Genomic DNA, 17,840 nt, shown 5'->3' on the forward strand with positions numbered 1-17,840 from the left:
CGGCAACGGCTCTAAAATCCGGAGTTTAGAGCCGAAGTTTAGTGCAATTCACCGCCCCCCTTGCTTTACCCGCCTTGCCTGACATGCCAATCCGTTCGTGGGACATCTTCTGCACCGTCATCGACAACTTCGGCGACATCGGCGTCTGCTGGCGGCTGGCGCGCCAGCTGGCGCAGGAACACGGCCATGCCGTGCGCCTGTGGGTCGATGACCTGCACAGCTTCGCGCGGCTCGCGCCGACGCTCGACACGGCCGCCCGCAGTCAGCACTTATCGGGCGTGGAGATCCGCACATGGCGCCCGGGCGGCGATGCGGACGACCGGGCGCGGTTTGCAGACGTCACCGTACATGACGCCGTCATTGAAGCGTTCGCCTGCCACCTGCCCGATGTGTTTCTTGCGCGCATGGTGGCGCGCGAACTTGCGCCGGCATGGATCAACCTCGAATACCTGAGTGCCGAGCCATGGGTGCGCGAGCACCACGGCATGCCGTCGCCGCATCCGCGGCTGCCCCTGGTCAAGCACTTCTTTTTCCCGGGCTTCGAGCGTGGCACCGGCGGCCTGTTGCGCGAATCGATGCTCGGCGCGCAGCGCAGCGCTTTCCTCGCCGGACCGGCCGCACAGGCCGCGCTGTGGCACCGGCTGCGTGCGACGCCAGACGGCAGTGCGCTGAAGATCAGCCTGTTTTCATACCAGAATCCCGCACTGCCGGTGCTGCTCGAACAATGGCGCGACGGCCCGGAGCCGGTCCAGTGCCTGATCCCCCAGGGGCTCGCGGCCGAACAGTGGGCCGCATGGTCGGGAGAAGCCGCCGTGCCTGGCAAGGCGGTCACGCGCGGCAACCTGCAGGTCAATATCGTGCCGTTCGTGCGCCAGGAGCACTACGACGAGATGCTGTGGGCCTGCGACCTCAACTTCGTGCGCGGAGAAGATTCCTTCGTGCGTGCGCAGTGGGCGGCCCGGCCACTCGTATGGCATATCTACCCGCAGGACGAGGATGCGCACCATGACAAACTCGACGCCTGGCTCACGCTCTTCGGCCGCAGCGGTGTCGACGCCGGGGCCGCGCAAGCGCTGACGGCTTTCTGGCATGCGTGGAATGCGTACGGCAATGCACCCGACTGGGCCGCGCTGCGCAGCAAACTGCCCGCGCTGACGCAAGCTGCGCAGCAATGGCAGGCGCGCCTGCTCGGATTGGGCGACCTGGCGGCAAATCTCGTGGCGTTTTGCGAAAATCGGGTAAAATAGCGGGTTGATTTGATGGCGACCGGGCCGGGTAACCAAGGCTCCCCATCACCAGCCGGCAGCGATGCAATGCGCGCGCCGCGGTGCGGGAACCTGAGCGAACACTGAGCACGGGGTCAAGAGCGCGTGGGCATGGGCCCACCAGGCGCTGCCGGTAGCGACAGGCTGCCTGCACGGCGCCTCCGCCATACCTCGCCATACCAATTTCCGAGACTTTCTTTTTCAGGAAAACAGTTCAGATGAAAATCGCACAGGAACTCCGCGTCGGCAACGTGTTCATGATGAACGGCGCTCCGATGGTTGTGCAAAAGGCCGAGTACAACAAGTCGGGCCGCAACGCCGCCGTGGTCAAGATGAAGTACAAGAACCTGCTCACCGAAGCCCCGGGCGAGTCGGTGTTCAAGGCTGACGACAAGTTCGAAGTCGTGGTGCTCGAGCGCCGCGAATGCACCTACTCGTACTTCGCCGACCCGATGTACGTGTTCATGGACGCCGACTACAACCAGTTTGAAGTTGAGCAGGACAGCATGGGCGACGCCCTGAACTACCTCGAAGACGGCATGGCCGTCGAAGTGGTGTTCTACAACGAGAAGGCCATCTCGGTCGAAATGCCGACCACGCTGGTCCGCGAGATTGTCTACACCGAACCGGCTGTCAAGGGCGACACCTCGTCGGGCAAGGTGCTGAAGGGCGCCAAGATCAACACCGGCTTCGAACTGCAAGTGCCGCTGTTCTGCAACATCGGCGACAAGATCGAAATCGACACGCGTACCGGCGAATATCGCAGCCGCGCCAACTAAGCGCACGGCTCGCTCCGCCTCCGTGGCGGAGCCGGTGATGAAAAAAGGCAGCCGCGGCTGCCTTTTTTGTCGTCTGGCGCAAACCCGTCGCGCGCTCAGGCGATCAGATCGTGGTCCTTGAGCAGGCGCAGCGCGGCACGGTATTCGCCCTCCTGCTGCAGCTTGTTCCAGTCGAGCGGCTTGCGGCGCGCGAAGAGCTTGCGGATCCGGCGCTGCGAAGTCTTGCCGATGTTCACGTCGAGTTCGGTCAGCAACTGGTCGGCACGCTCGGGATGGTTGCAGATCAGCACCATGTCGCAACCGGCCGCCAGCGCGGCGCGCGCGGCTTGCGTGACGTTACCTGCAACGCTGGCGCCTTCCATGCTCAGGTCGTCGCTGAAGATCACACCCTCGAAGCCGAGTTGCGTACGCAGGATGTCCTGCAGCCAGAAGCGCGAGAAACCCGCCGGGTTGGGGTCGACCTTCGGGTAGATCACGTGCGCCGGCATGACCGACGCCAACGACAGGCCCATCCAGTCGTACGGACGTGCGTCCTGCGACAGGATATCTTCCAGCGAACGCTCGTCCACGGGAATCGCGACATGCGAGTCCGCTTCCACGTAGCCGTGGCCGGGGAAGTGCTTGCCGCAGTTGCTCATGCCGGCCAGCAACAGGCCATGGTTCAGGTGGCCCGCCAGCATGGTGACCACGCGCGGATCGGCGTGGAAAGCGCGGTCGCCGATCACGGCGCTGCGGCCATAGTCGAGGTCGAGCACCGGCGTGAAGCTCAGGTCGATATCGCACGCGCGCAGTTCGGCGGCCAGCACATAGCCGCACGCGATTGCTGCCTTGGTAGCAGCCAGGACATCGCGCTCCCACAGTTCGCCAAGCTTTCGCATCGCTGGCAGATGCGTGAAGCCATCGGTCTTGCAGCGCTGCACGCGGCCGCCTTCGTGGTCGATACAGATCAGCACGTCTTCACGCACCGCGCGGATCGCACGCGTGAGCGCCAGCAATTGCGCGCGCGACTCGAAGTTGCGCGCGAACAGGATGACGCCGCCAGTCAGCGGGTGCGCAATACGGCGTGCGTCTTCGGCGTCGAGCTGCTTGCCGACGACGTCAAGTACCACCGGTCCCGGCCGTTTGCCGGAAAGCTTCTTGATCATGGAGTTTGTTCGAGGCTAGGCTGGGTTTTCGGGGACTGCCGCATGGCCGCCCCGCTCGGCGATTGCAAAGGCAACCGCATAGTCACGTTCATCACTGACACTGACACGCACGGTGATGCCGCGTTCCGCGATCCACTGCGCGAGTTCACCATGACAGATCGGCGTCGGCTCGCCAGAAGGCAGGTTCATCAGTTCCATCGCGCGCCAGGTCATCGGCCAGCGCATGCCGAGGCCGATGGCCTTGGAGAAGGCCTCCTTGGCGGCAAAGCGCGTCGCAAGAAAGGCCAGCCCGCGCCGCTCGGAGCGCGCCTTGCGCGCGTGGTACTTGGCCAGTTCATCGGCCCCGAGCACCTTCTCGGCAAAGCGGCCGCGCGTGCGCTCCATCACGCCCTGCACGCGCGCGATCTCGATGATGTCGGTGCCGACGCCGTAGATCACGCCGGCTTGCCTGCAGCGGGGTAACGGGTGCCGAGGCGCGCGGCCACCATGATGGCCTTCATCTCGCGCACGGCGTTTTGCCAGCCCACGAACACGGCATGCGCGACGACCGCGTGGCCGATGTTGAGTTCCTTGATGCCCGCCAGCGCCGCAATCGGCTGCACGTTCGTGTAATGCAGGCCGTGGCCCGCGTTCACGACCAGGCCGTGGCGGATGCCGGCATCGACGCCGTCGGCAACGCGGCGGAATTCGATGGCCAGCTCGTCAGGCGTATGCGCATCGGCATAGCGGCCGGTATGCAGTTCGATCACCGGCGCACCGCAGGCCGCAGCGGCGGCGATCTGGTCGGCATCGGCGTCAATGAACAGCGATACACGGATGCCGGCGGCGGCGAGCTGCTTGCAAGCGGAACTGACCTGTCCAAAGCGACCTGCCACATCGAGCCCGCCTTCGGTCGTGACCTCCTCGCGCCGCTCGGGCACGAGGCAGACGTCCTGCGGCCGGATCTCGCAGGCGATGTCGAGCATCTCCTGCGTGATGGCGCATTCCAGGTTCATGCGCGTGGCGAGTTGTGGGCGCAGCGCGCGCACATCGGCATCGCGGATATGGCGGCGGTCTTCGCGCAGGTGCAGCGTGATCAGGTCCGCGCCGGCTTCTTCGGCCTGCAATGCTGCCTCGATCGGGTCGGGATACACCGTGCCGCGCGCATTGCGCAGCGTGGCGACGTGGTCGATGTTGATGCCGAGGTCGATGACGCCCGGATTTGCGTGGAAGATCATGCTTGCGGAATCAGCGGTGGGCCGGCTGCCCGGCGGGTCAGAGATAGTGCAGGTCGATCAGGATCTGCCGCGTCTTGAGCGGCGCTCCCTGCAAATAATAATGCAGAAGGAAGCGCATCAGCGCGCGGCTTTGCAGAGCGGTCTGCGCGCGCCCGTAATCGTCCTGCGACATGTCGAGCAAGGTCTGGCCCGACACCACGGGCCACGACGACGGATCGCTCGGCTGGGCCCGGCGCACACCGCGCTCGGGCTGGTAGACATAGTCCAGATGCGGCTGCACGCGCTCCCCTGTGCTCAGGCACTGGTCGAAGGCCACTGCAAAGCCGGTTTCCTGCAGCAGCACACGCTCGAAGCTGCGCAGCACCAGACCTGCGGCCTCGCCGTGCGCCAGACGCGTGAGCGTCGCCATGTAGTGCCGGAACAGCGCCGGATGGCCGTCCTCGCGCGGGCAGAACCGCATCAGCAGTTCGTTGAGGTAGAACGCGGACAGCAGCGCATCGCCGGCCAGCGGCGGCATGCCGCCGACCCACTCGGCGCGCGTCAGCGTCTTGACCTCGCCGCGGCCGCTCCACGACAGGGAGATCGGATGGAAGTGCTGCAGCACAGGACGCAGCGCCGAATGCGGCCGCTTGGCGCCCTTGGCAACCATCGACAGCCGCCCGTGGTCGCGCGTAAAGACATCGAGGATCAGGCTGGTCTCGCGATACGGCCAGGCATGCAGCACGAAGCCCGGCTGCTCCGACACGCGGGTTTCGCTCCGCGCCGGCACGATGCGCATCGCGCGGTCCATCATCGCGCGGCCGGCAGCGTCGGCCATGCCGGGCAGCGCGCGGCTGTCCAGCAGCTCGGCGGCCTCGTCCACGACCGGATCGGCGCGGCGGGCCTTCGCAGGCCCACGCGCGAAGTCAGGCATTTTGCTCACTCGTAGCCGTATGCGCGCAGTCCGGCTTCGTTATCGGCCCAGCCGCTTTTCACCTTGATCCACATTTCCAGGTAGACCTTGCCGTCGAACAGCTTTTCCATGTCGAGGCGCGCCTCGGTGGAGATCTGCTTCAGCTTGCTGCCCTTGTTGCCGATGATCATGGCCTTGTGCGCGTCGCGCTCGACCAGGATCGTGGCAAACACGCGGCGCAGGCGCCCTTCCGTCTCGAACTTGTCGATGATGACGGTGCTCGTGTACGGCAGTTCGTCGCCGGTCCAGCGGAACACCTTCTCGCGGATAATTTCCGAGGCGAGGAAACGCTCGCTGCGGTCGGTCATCGCGTCGGCGTCGTACATCGGTTCGCCTTCCGGCAGGTAAGGCCGGATGATCTCGAACAGGCGCGCGATATGGTCGCGCGTCTTGGCCGACATCGGCACCACTTCGCGGAACGGGAACAGCTGGCCCATCTTTTCGAGGAAGGGCATCATCACCCCGGCGCGGTCGTCAGTCACGCGGTCGAGCTTGTTGGTCACCAGCAGCACCGGCGTGTTCTTCGGCAGCAGCGCGAGCACCTTTTCGTCATCGGCGCCATAGTAGCCGGCTTCCACGACGAACAACACCAGGTCCACCGACGACAGCGTGGAGGTGACTGCGCGGTTGAGCGAGCGGTTCAGCGCACTGGCGTGGCGGGTCTGAAAACCTGGCGTGTCGACGAAGACATACTGCGCGTCATCCGTGGTCTGGATGCCGACCAGGCGGTGACGCGTGGTCTGCGCCTTGCGCGACGTGATGCTGATCTTCTGGCCGACCAGCGCATTCATCAGCGTGGACTTGCCGACGTTGGGGCGGCCAACAATGGCCACGGTGCCGCAGCGGAACGCCTTGGCTTGGGTATCCGCAGCGGGCTGCTGCGAATCATGGGATTCGGTCATTCCTTCAACCTGAGAGACAACTGTGGGTCCGGCGGTACCGGCTGCTTGCGGGTCTTGCCGGTGCGCTCGGCGCGGCTGCGCTTGAGCAGCTGCGGCACGAGCTTCTGGACTTCATCGAGCGCCAGCTTGGCCGCCGCCTGCTCCGCGGCTCGGCGGGAGGCACCGGTGCCGAACACCCGGACTTCCAGTTTAGGCACCATGCACTCGACTTCAAACTGCTGGCTGTGCGCGGCGCCGTGAGTGGCGATTACGTTATATTGAGGCAGGGCGATCTTGTGGCCCTGCAAGTATTCCTGGAGCAGCGTCTTGGCATCCTTACCGAGCGTGCGTGGATCGACTTGCTCCAGGATGGGGATATACAACTTGCGGATCAGCGTGCGCGCGGCTTCGAAACCGGCATCGAGGAACACCGCTCCGACAATGGCTTCAAGCGCATCGGCGAGAATCGACGGGCGGCGGAATCCACCGCTCTTCAGTTCGCCCTCGCCCAGGCGCAGCACTTCGGACAACTGCAGCATCTGTGCAATTTCGTACAACGCCTGCTGCTTGACCAGGTTCGCGCGCACGCGCGACAGGTCGCCTTCATCGAGTTTGCCGAACATGCCAAACAGCATGTCGGCCACGGCGCAGTTCAGCACCGAGTCGCCCAGGAATTCGAGGCGTTCGTTGTGCTGGGCGCTGTGGCTGCGGTGCGTCAGCGCCTGCTGCAGCAACTCAGGCTTGCTGAAACGGTAGCCGAGACGTTGCTGCAAGGCGTCGAGGTTCATATCAGTGCTGCGTTCCCGAATAAGTAATCAGTAAGCTCAGTGGACCGTAGACAGGAACTTCGGTCCGGTAGGCAAAATCGACCGACTGGATCGTTCCATTCTCATTTTCGCGAATCTGGAGGTCTTCCCCCTTCACCGCGGCAATCCGGTCGATGGTTGCCTGCTTGTCAAAATACTCCACCACCTCTCGCTTGTTGGTGGCTCGTTGCTTGGCGTAACTTGCCGCCCGCTTGACCGAAAAATATTCAGTCAGGCTCGGTATCGCCCTGAGCGCCGGCAAGGCAACGCCGATCACGAATACGATCACGACCAGCAGCGTCCACAGAGAAAATCCCCTTGCCCGCCGCCGGCTATCTTTCCCGACCCAACCCAATTGACCCATCTGACCCATTTGCGCTTCCCTCGTTCTAGTTGAGTGTTCTGCGCCGCGCAGGTGTTATTTGAATGAACCGACGCGTCCAAAATTGCCGAGGTTCATCCAGATCACGAACGCCTTGCCGACGATATTCTCGTCCGGCACGAATCCCCAGTAACGGGAATCCAGGCTGTTGTCGCGATTGTCACCCATCACGAAATAGTGACCTGCAGGCACCTTGCAGGTCACACCCTGCTGATTGTAAGTGCAGTTTTCCCGGAACGGGAAATCCGGATCGGCACCGGCGACAAATGCCGGTCGATCCACATCATTAAGGATGCCGTGCTCCACGCCGCCGGGCAGTTTCTCCCGGAAATGCTTGGAATAGGCCAGGCGTTCCTCATCCAGATAATCAGGCAGTGGCGTGTAGTCAGCGGGCTTGCCGTTGATTGTCAAATGCTTGTTCGAATACTGCACCACATCGCCAGGCACGCCGATCACGCGCTTGATGTAATCGAGCGAGGGGTCTTTCGGGTAGCGGAACACCATGACGTCGCCGCGCTGCGGCTCGCCGACGTCGACGATCTTCTTGTTCACCACCGGCAGGCGAATCCCGTAGTCGTACTTGTTGACCAGGATGAAATCGCCGATCAGCAGCGTGGGAATCATCGAGCCGGACGGAATCTTGAACGGCTCGACCACGAACGAGCGCAGTACGAACACGGCCAGGATGACCGGGAAGAAGCTCGCCGAATACTCAAGCCACCACGGCTGGCGCAGCTTTTCTTCGGCCAGACGCTTGCGCGTCGAATCAACCTCGCCGGAACCGAAGCGGCCCTGCAGGTCCGACTGGCGCGAATCGAACTCGGCCAGCGCAAGCCGCGCTGAAGCGCGCCGTTGCCGCTCGAACACGAGCTTGTCCGCGACCCACGCGATACCTGTAATCACCACCAGCACAAAAAGGATCAGTGCAAAATTCATGACGGCTTCTGGTTCTTGGATGTCTTGCTACAGCCTCTTCTACTACCGCCGCGCCTCAGACGCGGCAGCCCCGTTCCTGTTCGCGAAACCGCTTACTTGTCGTCGACCTGCAGGATCGCCAGGAAGGCTTCCTGCGGAATCTCGACGGTACCGACCTGCTTCATCCGCTTTTTGCCGGCCTTCTGCTTTTCGAGCAGCTTTTTCTTGCGGCTGATATCGCCGCCATAGCACTTGGCCAGCACGTTCTTGCGCAACGCCTTGACGTTTTCGCGCGCAATAATATTCGAGCCGATCGCGGCCTGGATCGCCACGTCGTACATCTGGCGCGGAATGATCTCGCGCATTTTCGCGGCCACTTCGCGACCACGGTATTGCGAATTCGAGCGGTGCACGATCACCGACAGCGCATCGACCTTGTCGCTGTTGATCAGGATATCGACCTTGACCACGTCGGACGGTCGATATTCCTTGAACTCGTAATCCATCGATGCATAGCCACGCGACACCGACTTGAGGCGATCAAAGAAATCCATCACGATTTCCGCCATCGGAATTTCGTAGGTCAACTGCACCTGCTTGCCGTGGTAGCTCATGTTGATCTGTGAGCCGCGCTTCTGCGTACACAGCGTGATCACCGAGCCGACATATTCCTGCGGCATGTACAGGTTGACCGTGACGATCGGCTCCAGGATGGCCTCGATCCGGCTCGGGTCGGGCATCTTGGCCGGGTTCTCCACGGTCACCATGGTGCCGTCGCGCATCTGTACCTGGTACACCACGGTCGGCGCCGTCGTGATCAGGTCCATGTCGAATTCGCGCTCGAGGCGCTCCTGCACGATTTCCATGTGCAACAGGCCCAGGAAGCCGCAGCGGAAACCAAAGCCAAGCGCCTGCGACACTTCCGGCTCGAACATCAGCGACGCGTCGTTCAGGCGCAGCTTTTCGAGCGATTCGCGCAGTGCCTCGTACTGGTTTGCCTCGACCGGATACAGGCCGGCGAACACCTGCGGCTTGACTTCCTTGAAGCCCGGCAGCGGCGCCTCGGCCTTGCGCGGCAGGGTCGTGATGGTGTCACCGACCTTGGCGGCCTTGAGTTCCTTGATGCCTGCGATGACGAAGCCCACCTGCCCGGCGGTCAGCGAATCGCGCTGCACCGACTTCGGCGAGAACACGCCAACCTGCTCCACGAGGTGCTGCGCACCGGTGGCCATCAACAGCGCCTTGTCCTTCGGACGCAGCGTGCCATTGACCACGCGCACCAGCATGACCACGCCGACGTAGTTGTCGAACCACGAGTCGATGATCAGCGCCTGCAGCGGCGCGCTGGCGTCGCCCTTGGGCGGCGGCACCTTGGCGATCAGCGCCTCGATCACGTCCTCCACGCCCTGGCCAGTCTTGGCCGAGCACGGGGTGGCGTCGTGCGCGTCGATGCCGATGACGTCTTCGATTTCCTGAATGGCATTGGCCGGGTCGGCCTGTGGCAGGTCGATCTTATTCAGCACCGGCACCACTTCCACGCCGAGTTCGATCGCCGTGTAGCAGTTGGCCACGGTCTGCGCTTCGACACCCTGCGAAGCATCGACCACCAGCAGCGCGCCTTCGCACGCCGACAGCGACCGGCTCACTTCGTAGCTGAAGTCGACGTGTCCCGGCGTATCGATCAGGTTCAGGTTGTAGACCTTGCCGTCACGGGCCTTGTAGGTCAGCGCGGCAGTCTGCGCCTTGATCGTGATGCCGCGCTCCTTCTCGATATCCATCGAGTCGAGGACCTGGGCCTCCATTTCGCGATCGGACAGCCCCCCACACAGCTGAATGATCCGGTCGGCCAGGGTGGATTTCCCATGGTCGATATGGGCAATGATCGAGAAATTGCGAATGTGGTCCATCTAATCTTCAGGCAGGCGCCGGCGACTTCGCCCGGGCGCAGCGGATTCGTGAACGGCCCCGTCGCGGGCGCCCATCACAGGCGCCCACGTCGTGGCCGCGGGTCTTGGGGCGCGGATTTTGCGCCAATCTGGAATTTTACCGGATTTTCAATGACTTCCGGCCGCTTCGGTGCGATCGGAAGTGGCCGTTCGGTCGCCTGCTGCGACGCATGCCACACCCGAAGGGCCACGACATAGAGGAAGTCGTGGCAAAGCTCACAGGGATCCCTTCCCCGTGAGCGGCAGCATGACGACGGTCAGCGGGCGGCGGTCGCCCCCGGACGCAGCGTCAGGACCTGGGTGGCATCGCCACGACGCACGAACACGGCGGCGATGCGGCTCTTGTCCAACCCCTTCACCAGATCATTGAACTGGCGCGCGCCGGTCACGTCAGTATCGCCAAGCCGCAGGATGATGTCGCCAGGACGAATGCCTGCACGCATGGCCGGGCCATCCGCGACCTCGACCTCCACGCCGGACCTTACCTTAAGCTCCTTCAGGCGAGCGTCGGGAATGTCGTTGACGATCAGACCGAGCGCGTTAGGTTTAGGTGCCTGCGCACTGGCGTCATCCTTGGACGAGGGGGCATTGCGCGCCTTCGCGCGGGCTTCCGGCTCCAACTCCGTCACGGTGATCGACACATCGCGGGTGGCGCCCTTGCGCCACAACTGAATCGGCACGCGCGTGCCCGGCTTGGTATCGCCAACCATGCGCGGCAGGTCGGACGCCTTTTCGATCTCGCGGCCGTTGAACTTCAGGATGATGTCACCGGGCTCGATGCCGGCCTTTTCCGCCGGTCCGCCCGGCTCCACGCTGCCGACCAGTGCCCCGCGCGCACGGCCCAGGCCGAGTGAATCGGCCACTTCCTTGGTCACATCGCCGATCGCCACGGCAATCCGCCCGCGCGTGACGCGGCCCGACGTCTTCAACTGCTCGGTGACGCGCATGGCCTCGTCGATCGGGATCGCGAACGAAATGCCCATGTAGCCACCGCTGCGGCTGTAAATCTGCGAGTTGATGCCGATGACTTCACCGCGCAGGTTGATCAGCGGGCCGCCCGAATTGCCTGGGTTGACCGCCACGTCGGTCTGGATGAACGGCAGGTAGTCGCCGGTATCACGGCCCTTGGCGGACACGATGCCGGCGGTCACGCTGTTGTCGAGGCCGAACGGCGAACCGATCGCGAGCACCCACTCTCCGGCACGAACCTTGTCGGAATCCCCAAGCACCAGCTTTGGCAAGCCTGTCGCTTCAATCTTGATCAGCGCCACGTCGGTACGCTTGTCCGAGCCAATCAGCTTGGCCTTGAACTCGCGCTTGTCAGGCAGCGTGACATAGATGGTTTCCGCGTCAGCCACCACATGGGCATTTGTCATCACATAGCCGTCCTGGCTGATGATGAATCCGGAACCGACGCCGCGGCTCTGTTCCTCGCCCTGCGGCGGCTGGCCGCGGCGCGGCGCATTTGGGGCCCCCGGCGTCGGAGCGCCTGGCATCGGAACCCCGAAGAAACGCCGGAAGAACTCAGCCATCTCGTCGTCGTCGCCGCCTGAACCACCGCGCGAGCGAATGCGCTCCGTGGTCCGGATGTTGACCACGGCGGGGCTGGCCTTTTCCACCAGGTCGGTAAAGTCGGGCAGGTTGTAATTGGACGCGGCGGCCTGGGCGTGGCCCACTTCGGCAACCGCCGGGCCGAGAATCAATATGGCAGCCATGACCACGGCACGCGCCAGGGCTGGGGATCTGAACGTCATCGACAACTCCCGGGATTCAGCAAATGATGAAGTAGCGACTGGAACGAAGCGGCAGGACGCCCTCACAGGGGCCACCGGACACGGGCTTGCGAGCCCCGTATCCGGCACTTCCCCGAGCTCAGTGTAACGCCTTGGGAGGGCGATATTCCACGGCCGACGCGAACTGCCGCACCGTGCTGGCGGGCACTTCGCCCACCACTGTAATCCAGTAGTCCGCAATGCGGCGGACCACAACCTGCGTGGCGCCCAGCGACGCGACGCCTTCGCGGCGCACACGCTGCTCGGAGACCGGTTCGATAAACACCGACAAGCCAGTCAGCCCGTCGCTGTAGACGACCTGGAGCACCTCGAACACCTGGCCGCGTCCGCTGCCCTGCGCAGGCGCGCGCAGTTCACCGAGCGGGCGACGCACCTCGCGGATCTTCTGGAAGCCCTTCAGCGGCACCGCAATGGTCCAGCCTTCGTCCGCGACGTTGGTTGGCTGGTACGTGACCTCATAGTGATTCCAGGAACTGGCGTTCTTGATGGCCCCGAGGATGCGCTGCTTGTCCGACGGCACGCCGATGTCGACCTGCGAAAAGGCAACCTGCTCCAGCACCTTGCCGCCGTCCCCGATGGTCTGCGCCCGCATCAGCAGGCCCGAATTTTTTTCGGCCCACAAGCGTACGGCGTAGCGGGCCGCATCGTGCGGCTCCAGCGAGAACACCTCGCATTCCACGCCGGCCACGCGCTCGCCCGGGAGCTTGCGCATCTCGTAGAGATCGAGCACGTCGCTCTTGGTGGTGGCCAGCAGCGCCGGGAAGCGGTCCTTGGCCTCCTGCTTCTCGACCACCACGAGCTTGGCTTCGGGAATCAGGCTGTGCACCACGTCATTCTGCCGCAGCACTTCGCGCGGCTTGCCGTCGAGCGTCTCAAGCCGTTCGTACTCGTTGTGCACGAGATCGCTGTAGTGCTGGATCTTCGACGCATGCATCACACTGCCGCGCTGATAGATCAGCGTGCCGACATAGTTTTCGCGCTGCGCTGCACGGTGGATCTTGCTGAGCCAGGCGGACGCGTCGCGCCGGTTCAGCGAACTGTCCGAGGGCTGGGCCGTGGCCGCCGCCGCGCTCAGACACAAGGCCAGAAAAAAGGACCTACGCAGGGCCCCCATTCTCGGTGCGCCCGCTACGTTGGCGGGCGACCATCCTTTGTGCATGTCCGGCATTATTCCTGCGAATTGTCCTGAGAGAAATTGGCACCGTTGGCGACCGTACGCATGGTCGGCACGAATGCCTCCGTTGCGACGGACGTGCGGTGGGCACGCAGGTATTCGTCCAGCCGCGGATCGCGGATCATCTGGGCGTTTTCGGCTGCGACGGTAACGATGTTCGCGGCCGCGGCTTTCGCGGCGGCGGGCTGGTCGACGCGCGCAACCACGGCGTCAGGCGTACCCAGGTCGGACGGTCCGCGCAACTGGGGAACGACGACCCAACTCACAGCCGCTACTGCCGCGGCAATCGCGGTGCCCGGCATCACGCGCCGCACCCACGAAGGTCGCACCAGTAGGCGCTGTCGCATGCCAGCGGCCTGGGCCACGGCGGGCACCAGTACGTGCGGCTCGTCTTCGAGGCGCGCGGCGAAGCGGGCAAGAAAATCGCCGGTCGGGCCCGCATGGCTCAACTCTTCCGACCGCAGCGTATCGCCGATCATCTGGAACATGGTCCAGTTCTCCATGCCGGGCTCGCTTTTCGCGAGCGCCAGTACGGGATCGACCTCGTGCGGCGACAACTCGCCATCCATCAGGACGGAGATTTGCTCCGCCGCTTCCACTACATGAACCGACTGCTTATGAGCCTGACCCATTTCCCACCCCAAGACATTCCAATTCCATTGAACACCGATAATCCCGTCACTTGCTGTCGCTTATCGATGCAGGAATAGGCTGCAACGCTGGCCGCACGACATTCTTCTCACTACCATCGCTTGCCCTCTGCCGTTCCCAGCAGCGGGCGCAATTTTTCAGCAATCGCCTCACGCGCACGGAAAATGCGTGAACGCACCGTTCCGATCGGGCAACCCATCGCCTCCGCGATTTCCTCATAGCTGAGGCCTTCGATCTCGCGCAGGGTGATGGCGGTACGCAACTCTTCCGGCAACGCTTCCATCGCTCGGTTCACCGTTTCGGCGACTTGGCGCGTGTGAAGCATCGACTCCGGCGTATTGATATCCCTTAGTTGCTCACCGTCCGCAAAAGTTTCAGCCTCTTCCGTATCGATGTCGGTGGACGCCTCGGGTCGTCGTCCCTGCGTAGCCAGATAGTTCTTGGCCGTGTTCACGGCGATCCGGTACAGCCATGTGTAGAAGGCGGATTCCCCGCGGAATTGGGGCAAGGCACGATATGCCTTGATAAAGGCATCCTGCGCCACATCCTCGACTTCGGCGGGATCTCTCACCAGGCGCGAAATCAGGCGGATGATCTTCCGGTGGTACTTTGCCACCAGCAGCTCAAAGGCCCGCTTGTCGCCCTGCTGGACGCGTTCAACTAGGAGCTGATCGGCTTCGCGTTCGCTCACGTATGGTTCACCTGCAGTGTATCTCTTGGTTTGGTCGTCACGACGAACGTTGTATTTTACCTACGAACTGCGATCGCCCAGTGCTTGAAAGTGCATGCTGTGACCGCTGGCTAACAATAACGTTCCCTATGGTCTTGCAAAGGTTGCACCTCTCGTGCAACCGCCAGAGCAAGCCGCGCGGCACGTAGCACTCGATGGGATCGCGCCTGGAACGGCAAAACCAGCAGTCCGCGGCGTTTGCCGGGGCCCTGCGCCAGACTCAGGAAGAGGATGCTGCCGATGTTCCAGCTGCCCGTCACGACCGCAGTTTCACTGCTGGCGCCGGACCGCCGCACCACCACGCGAGGCATGCCGTAGCGCTGCGGCGACGGCAAGACCGCGGAACAGGACTGGGCGGCCCACGACCACCAGCCACGCGTGACCCAGCCAAGCAGGACAGACAGACCTAGCCCAGCAGTACAAATCAGGAAGGGATAGACGCTGCCGACCAAGCCCCGAGGCGGGATTGCATTCAGGCACATCCGGGCCAGCAGGCCGAAGGCAATTGCCTCGCCCGCCCAGAGCACGAGCAGGGCCCACCGCAAGCGATGAAGCCCGCCGAGTCGGGAGCCGGCGAGGCGTGTCCGTGACACCGAATCAGGCGCGACGGAAGACCAGCGTGCCGTTGGTACCGCCGAAGCCGAAGTTGTTCTTCACGGCCACATCGATTTTCATTTCACGCGCCGTGTTGGCCACGTAGTCCAGGTCACATTCCGGATCCTGGTTATCGATGTTGATGGTCGGCGGCGACACCTGGTTATGCAGTGCGAGCACGGTGAACACCGATTCCAGGCCACCTGCGCCCCCGAGCAAGTGGCCGGTCATCGACTTGGTCGAATTCACCACCATCTTGTAGGCATGGTCACCGAAGGCTGCCTTGATAGCATCGGTTTCGTTCTTGTCGCCGAGCGGCGTCGACGTGCCGTGCGCGTTCAGGTACTGCACCTCGTCCGCGTTGATGCCGGCGTCCCGCAGCGCGTTGACCATGCAGCGGCGCGGGCCGTCCATGTTCGGCGCAGTCATGTGGAATGCGTCTCCACTCATGCCGAAGCCCACGAGCTCGGCATAGATGCGCGCACCGCGCGCCTTCGCAGATTCGTACTCTTCCAGCATCATGACGCCGGCACCCTCGCCCAGCACGAAGCCGTCGCGGTCCTTGTCCCACGGGCGCGAAGCGGCTGCGGGATCGTCATTGCGCGTCGACAAGGCGCGCGCGGCCGCGAAACCGCCGATGCCCAGCGGCGACACGGTCGACTCGGCACCGCCCGCCAGCATGGCGTCGGCGTCGCCGGCCTGAATCAGGCGAGCAGCCAGGCCAATGCTGTGCAGGCCGGTCGTGCAGGCGGTCACCGCGGCGAGGTTCGGGCCCTTCAGGCCGTGCATGATCGACAGGTGGCCAGAGATCATGTTGATGATCGATCCCGGCACGAAGAACGGCGAAATACGGCGTGGACCACGCTCGGTCAGCGTGGCATGCGTGTCCTCGATCATCGGCAAGCCGCCAATGCCCGAGCCGACCAGCACGCCGATGCGCTCCGCATTGGCATCGGTCACCTCATAGCCGCTGTCCTTGAGCGCCTGGGCGCCGGCAGCAATGCCATAGTGGATGAACGTATCCATATTGCGGGCTTCCTTGGCCGGGATGTAATCCTCGGCATTGAAGCCCTTCACTTCACCGGCAAAGTGCACGGAAAGCGCGGAATGATCGAATTTGGTGACGGTGGCGATACCGGACTTGCCGGCAACCAGGTTGGCCCAGCCTTCGGCAACCGTGTTTCCGACCGGAGACACAAGGCCAAGCCCAGTGACAACGACGCGACGACGGCTCACTATGATTTCCTACGGGTGCGTGATGCAGGATCAGGGACACGTGCCGCCAAGATCGCGGACCCGAGGGTCAGCGGCGCGCGGTACGTGCCTTGATTCTGCGTCTTCGAACAGACGAAAGCCACAGAAAACAGCGAGGCGCGACCGAACGGTGCGCCCACCCGCCTTCTGTGGCTCGGAATTCAGAAACGACTGGCTTAGGCCTTGACGTGCGCGGTGGCGTAGTCGATTGCCTGCTGCACGGTCGTGATCTTCTCGGCTTCCTCATCAGGAATTTCCATGCCGAATTCATCTTCCAACGCCATCACGAGTTCAACCGTGTCCAGCGAGTCCGCACCGAGATCGTTCACGAACGACGATTCGTTCTTGATGTCTGCCTCGGCCACGCCAAGCTGTTCTGCCACGATTTTCTTGACGCGTTGTTCGATATTGTCCATGTAACCCTCCAGGGAAGTTCGACAAAAAGTGGGCGCATTTTAGCAGGTTTGGGGCGTCAGAAATGCCGCCTGCCAAGCTTTGCAAGAATCGCGCCCGATTGGTTCGGAAAACTACGACTTCAGGCAGCTTCTTCCGGCTTCTGCACCGAACGATCCGCCCAAAAACTCATTAATTCATGTACATGCCGCCGTTCACATGCAGCGTGGTGCCGGTGATATAGGCGGCTTGCGGACCAGCCAGGAAAGCGACCGCATTGGCAATATCTTCCGGCTGGCCCAGGCGGCCAAGTGGAATCTGCTGCTTGAGCGAAGCATGCTGCTCTTCCGACAGCGCCTTGGTCATGTCGGTATCGATAAAGCCCGGCGCGACGCAATTGACGGTCACGTTGCGGCTGCCGATCTCGGCAGCCAGCGAACGGGTCATCCCGGCCACGCCGGCCTTGGCCGCCGAGTAGTTCATCTGGCCGGGGTTGCCCACCGAGCCGACCACCGAAGTGATGTTGATGATTCGGCCCTGGCGTGCCTTCATCATCGGGCGCAGCACCGCGCGCGACAAACGGAACACGGAAGTCAGGTTGGTCTGGATCACGGCGAGCCAGTCCTCATCCTTCATGCGCATGGCGAGCTGGTCCTGCGTGATGCCGGCATTATTGACCAGCACGCCGATGCCGCCGTGGGTCTTCACGATCTCGTCGATCAGCGCGTCGCAGGCTGCCGCGTCATTGACGTTCAGCACTGCACCCTTACCCTTCAGCCCGTCGGCGCCCAGGTATTCGGTGATACCCGCTGCACCGGACTCGCTGGTAGCGGTGCCGATCACCGTGGCGCCCTGACGCGCCAACTCCAGCGCGATGGCGCGGCCAATGCCACGCGAAGCGCCGGTGACCAGTGCGACCTGGTTCTCGAGAAGTTTGGTCATGCTAATTATCCTTTTCTTGCG

Annotated in this window: 18 protein-coding genes; 2 read left to right on the forward strand and 16 right to left on the reverse strand. The window is 63.3% G+C overall.

The features are described from left to right. The first annotated feature begins 83 nt into the window (after positions 1-83). Positions 84-1,247, forward strand: a complete 1,164-nt coding sequence (gene earP / locus K2O51_RS24665; protein ID WP_011298401.1) for an elongation factor P maturation arginine rhamnosyltransferase EarP — start codon at positions 84-86, stop codon at positions 1,245-1,247. Positions 1,248-1,483: 236 nt separating this feature from the next. Beyond that, positions 1,484-2,044 carry an elongation factor P gene (gene efp / locus K2O51_RS24670; protein WP_011298402.1) on the forward strand — a complete coding sequence of 187 codons (561 nt, stop codon included), beginning with the start codon at positions 1,484-1,486 and terminating at the stop codon, positions 2,042-2,044. Positions 2,045-2,139: 95 nt separating this feature from the next. On the opposite strand, the gene nagZ is transcribed toward efp, so the two are convergent. The 16 genes from nagZ to fabG all read right to left on the reverse strand — a co-directional run bounded on the left by nagZ (position 2,140) and on the right by fabG (position 17,819). Then, positions 2,140-3,189, reverse strand: coding sequence for a beta-N-acetylhexosaminidase (gene nagZ / locus K2O51_RS24675; protein WP_220630902.1), 1,050 nt, complete (start codon positions 3,187-3,189; stop codon positions 2,140-2,142). A gap of 15 nt (positions 3,190-3,204) precedes the next feature. Then, positions 3,205-3,627, reverse strand: coding sequence for a holo-ACP synthase (acpS, locus tag K2O51_RS24680; RefSeq protein ID WP_011298404.1), 423 nt, complete (start codon positions 3,625-3,627; stop codon positions 3,205-3,207). Continuing rightward, positions 3,624-4,406 (reverse strand): pyridoxine 5'-phosphate synthase, encoded by a 783-nt coding sequence (gene pdxJ, locus K2O51_RS24685; RefSeq protein ID WP_011298405.1) that lies wholly within the window; start codon positions 4,404-4,406, stop codon positions 3,624-3,626. Before pdxJ ends, acpS begins: the two co-directional genes overlap by 4 nt. Positions 4,407-4,443: 37 nt before the next feature. After that, positions 4,444-5,319, reverse strand: coding sequence for a DNA repair protein RecO (gene recO, locus K2O51_RS24690; RefSeq protein WP_011298406.1), 876 nt, complete (start codon positions 5,317-5,319; stop codon positions 4,444-4,446). Positions 5,320-5,324: 5 nt separating this feature from the next. Then, positions 5,325-6,260, reverse strand: coding sequence for a GTPase Era (gene era / locus K2O51_RS24695; protein ID WP_011298407.1), 936 nt, complete (start codon positions 6,258-6,260; stop codon positions 5,325-5,327). Continuing rightward, positions 6,257-7,027 (reverse strand): ribonuclease III, encoded by a 771-nt coding sequence (rnc, locus tag K2O51_RS24700; RefSeq protein WP_011298408.1) that lies wholly within the window; start codon positions 7,025-7,027, stop codon positions 6,257-6,259. The genes era and rnc overlap by 4 nt, the downstream gene beginning before the upstream one ends. Before the next feature lies 1 nt (position 7,028). Next, a complete protein-coding gene (locus K2O51_RS24705; protein WP_373460943.1) occupies positions 7,029-7,409 on the reverse strand; it encodes a DUF4845 domain-containing protein in 381 nt (126 codons plus the stop codon). Between the two features lie 54 nt (positions 7,410-7,463). Continuing rightward, the gene (gene lepB, locus K2O51_RS24710) at positions 7,464-8,363 is read right to left on the reverse strand and encodes a signal peptidase I (protein WP_011298410.1); all 900 of its coding nucleotides are present in this window, start codon (positions 8,361-8,363) and stop codon (positions 7,464-7,466) included. Between the two features lie 92 nt (positions 8,364-8,455). Next, positions 8,456-10,249 carry a translation elongation factor 4 gene (gene lepA, locus K2O51_RS24715; protein WP_011298411.1) on the reverse strand — a complete coding sequence of 598 codons (1,794 nt, stop codon included), beginning with the start codon at positions 10,247-10,249 and terminating at the stop codon, positions 8,456-8,458. A gap of 296 nt (positions 10,250-10,545) precedes the next feature. Next, positions 10,546-12,042, reverse strand: coding sequence for a DegQ family serine endoprotease (locus tag K2O51_RS24720; RefSeq protein WP_011298412.1), 1,497 nt, complete (start codon positions 12,040-12,042; stop codon positions 10,546-10,548). 118 nt (positions 12,043-12,160) lie between these two features. Beyond that, the gene (locus K2O51_RS24725) at positions 12,161-13,240 is read right to left on the reverse strand and encodes a MucB/RseB C-terminal domain-containing protein (RefSeq protein WP_011298413.1); all 1,080 of its coding nucleotides are present in this window, start codon (positions 13,238-13,240) and stop codon (positions 12,161-12,163) included. Between the two features lie 8 nt (positions 13,241-13,248). Continuing rightward, positions 13,249-13,887 (reverse strand): sigma-E factor negative regulatory protein, encoded by a 639-nt coding sequence (locus K2O51_RS24730; protein ID WP_011298414.1) that lies wholly within the window; start codon positions 13,885-13,887, stop codon positions 13,249-13,251. A 110-nt stretch (positions 13,888-13,997) separates the two neighbouring features. Continuing rightward, positions 13,998-14,597: an RNA polymerase sigma factor RpoE gene (rpoE, locus tag K2O51_RS24735; RefSeq protein WP_011298415.1), complete on the reverse strand. Its 600-nt coding sequence runs from the start codon at positions 14,595-14,597 to the stop codon at positions 13,998-14,000. Positions 14,598-15,233: 636 nt separating this feature from the next. Next, positions 15,234-16,466, reverse strand: coding sequence for a beta-ketoacyl-ACP synthase II (gene fabF / locus K2O51_RS24740; RefSeq protein ID WP_011298417.1), 1,233 nt, complete (start codon positions 16,464-16,466; stop codon positions 15,234-15,236). 194 nt (positions 16,467-16,660) lie between these two features. After that, positions 16,661-16,900: an acyl carrier protein gene (gene acpP / locus K2O51_RS24745; protein WP_008644813.1), complete on the reverse strand. Its 240-nt coding sequence runs from the start codon at positions 16,898-16,900 to the stop codon at positions 16,661-16,663. Between the two features lie 169 nt (positions 16,901-17,069). After that, positions 17,070-17,819 (reverse strand): 3-oxoacyl-ACP reductase FabG, encoded by a 750-nt coding sequence (gene fabG / locus K2O51_RS24750; protein ID WP_011298418.1) that lies wholly within the window; start codon positions 17,817-17,819, stop codon positions 17,070-17,072. Positions 17,820-17,840 lie beyond the last annotated feature (21 nt).

Origin of the sequence: Cupriavidus pinatubonensis, assembly GCF_019602855.1 — a bacterium.
GTDB lineage: Bacteria > Pseudomonadota > Gammaproteobacteria > Burkholderiales > Burkholderiaceae > Cupriavidus > Cupriavidus pinatubonensis.

Bases quoted from the DNA above. Each gene is read 5' to 3' on its own strand.
- earP (WP_011298401.1), top strand. From the start codon at position 84: ATGCCAATCCGTTCGTGGGACATCTTCTGCACCGTCATCGACAACTTC.
- K2O51_RS24720 (WP_011298412.1), bottom strand. From the start codon at position 12,042: ATGACGTTCAGATCCCCAGCCCTGGCGCGTGCCGTGGTCATGGCTGCC.
- pdxJ (WP_011298405.1), bottom strand. From the start codon at position 4,406: ATGATCTTCCACGCAAATCCGGGCGTCATCGACCTCGGCATCAACATC.
- K2O51_RS24730 (WP_011298414.1), bottom strand. From the start codon at position 13,887: ATGGGTCAGGCTCATAAGCAGTCGGTTCATGTAGTGGAAGCGGCGGAG.
- era (WP_011298407.1), bottom strand. From the start codon at position 6,260: ATGACCGAATCCCATGATTCGCAGCAGCCCGCTGCGGATACCCAAGCC.
- acpP (WP_008644813.1), bottom strand. From the start codon at position 16,900: ATGGACAATATCGAACAACGCGTCAAGAAAATCGTGGCAGAACAGCTT.
- nagZ (WP_220630902.1), bottom strand. From the start codon at position 3,189: ATGATCAAGAAGCTTTCCGGCAAACGGCCGGGACCGGTGGTACTTGAC.
- recO (WP_011298406.1), bottom strand. From the start codon at position 5,319: ATGCCTGACTTCGCGCGTGGGCCTGCGAAGGCCCGCCGCGCCGATCCG.
- fabG (WP_011298418.1), bottom strand. From the start codon at position 17,819: ATGACCAAACTTCTCGAGAACCAGGTCGCACTGGTCACCGGCGCTTCG.
- efp (WP_011298402.1), top strand. From the start codon at position 1,484: ATGAAAATCGCACAGGAACTCCGCGTCGGCAACGTGTTCATGATGAAC.
- lepB (WP_011298410.1), bottom strand. From the start codon at position 8,363: ATGAATTTTGCACTGATCCTTTTTGTGCTGGTGGTGATTACAGGTATC.
- K2O51_RS24725 (WP_011298413.1), bottom strand. From the start codon at position 13,240: ATGCACAAAGGATGGTCGCCCGCCAACGTAGCGGGCGCACCGAGAATG.
- K2O51_RS24705 (WP_373460943.1), bottom strand. From the start codon at position 7,409: ATGGGTCAATTGGGTTGGGTCGGGAAAGATAGCCGGCGGCGGGCAAGG.
- lepA (WP_011298411.1), bottom strand. From the start codon at position 10,249: ATGGACCACATTCGCAATTTCTCGATCATTGCCCATATCGACCATGGG.
- rnc (WP_011298408.1), bottom strand. From the start codon at position 7,027: ATGAACCTCGACGCCTTGCAGCAACGTCTCGGCTACCGTTTCAGCAAG.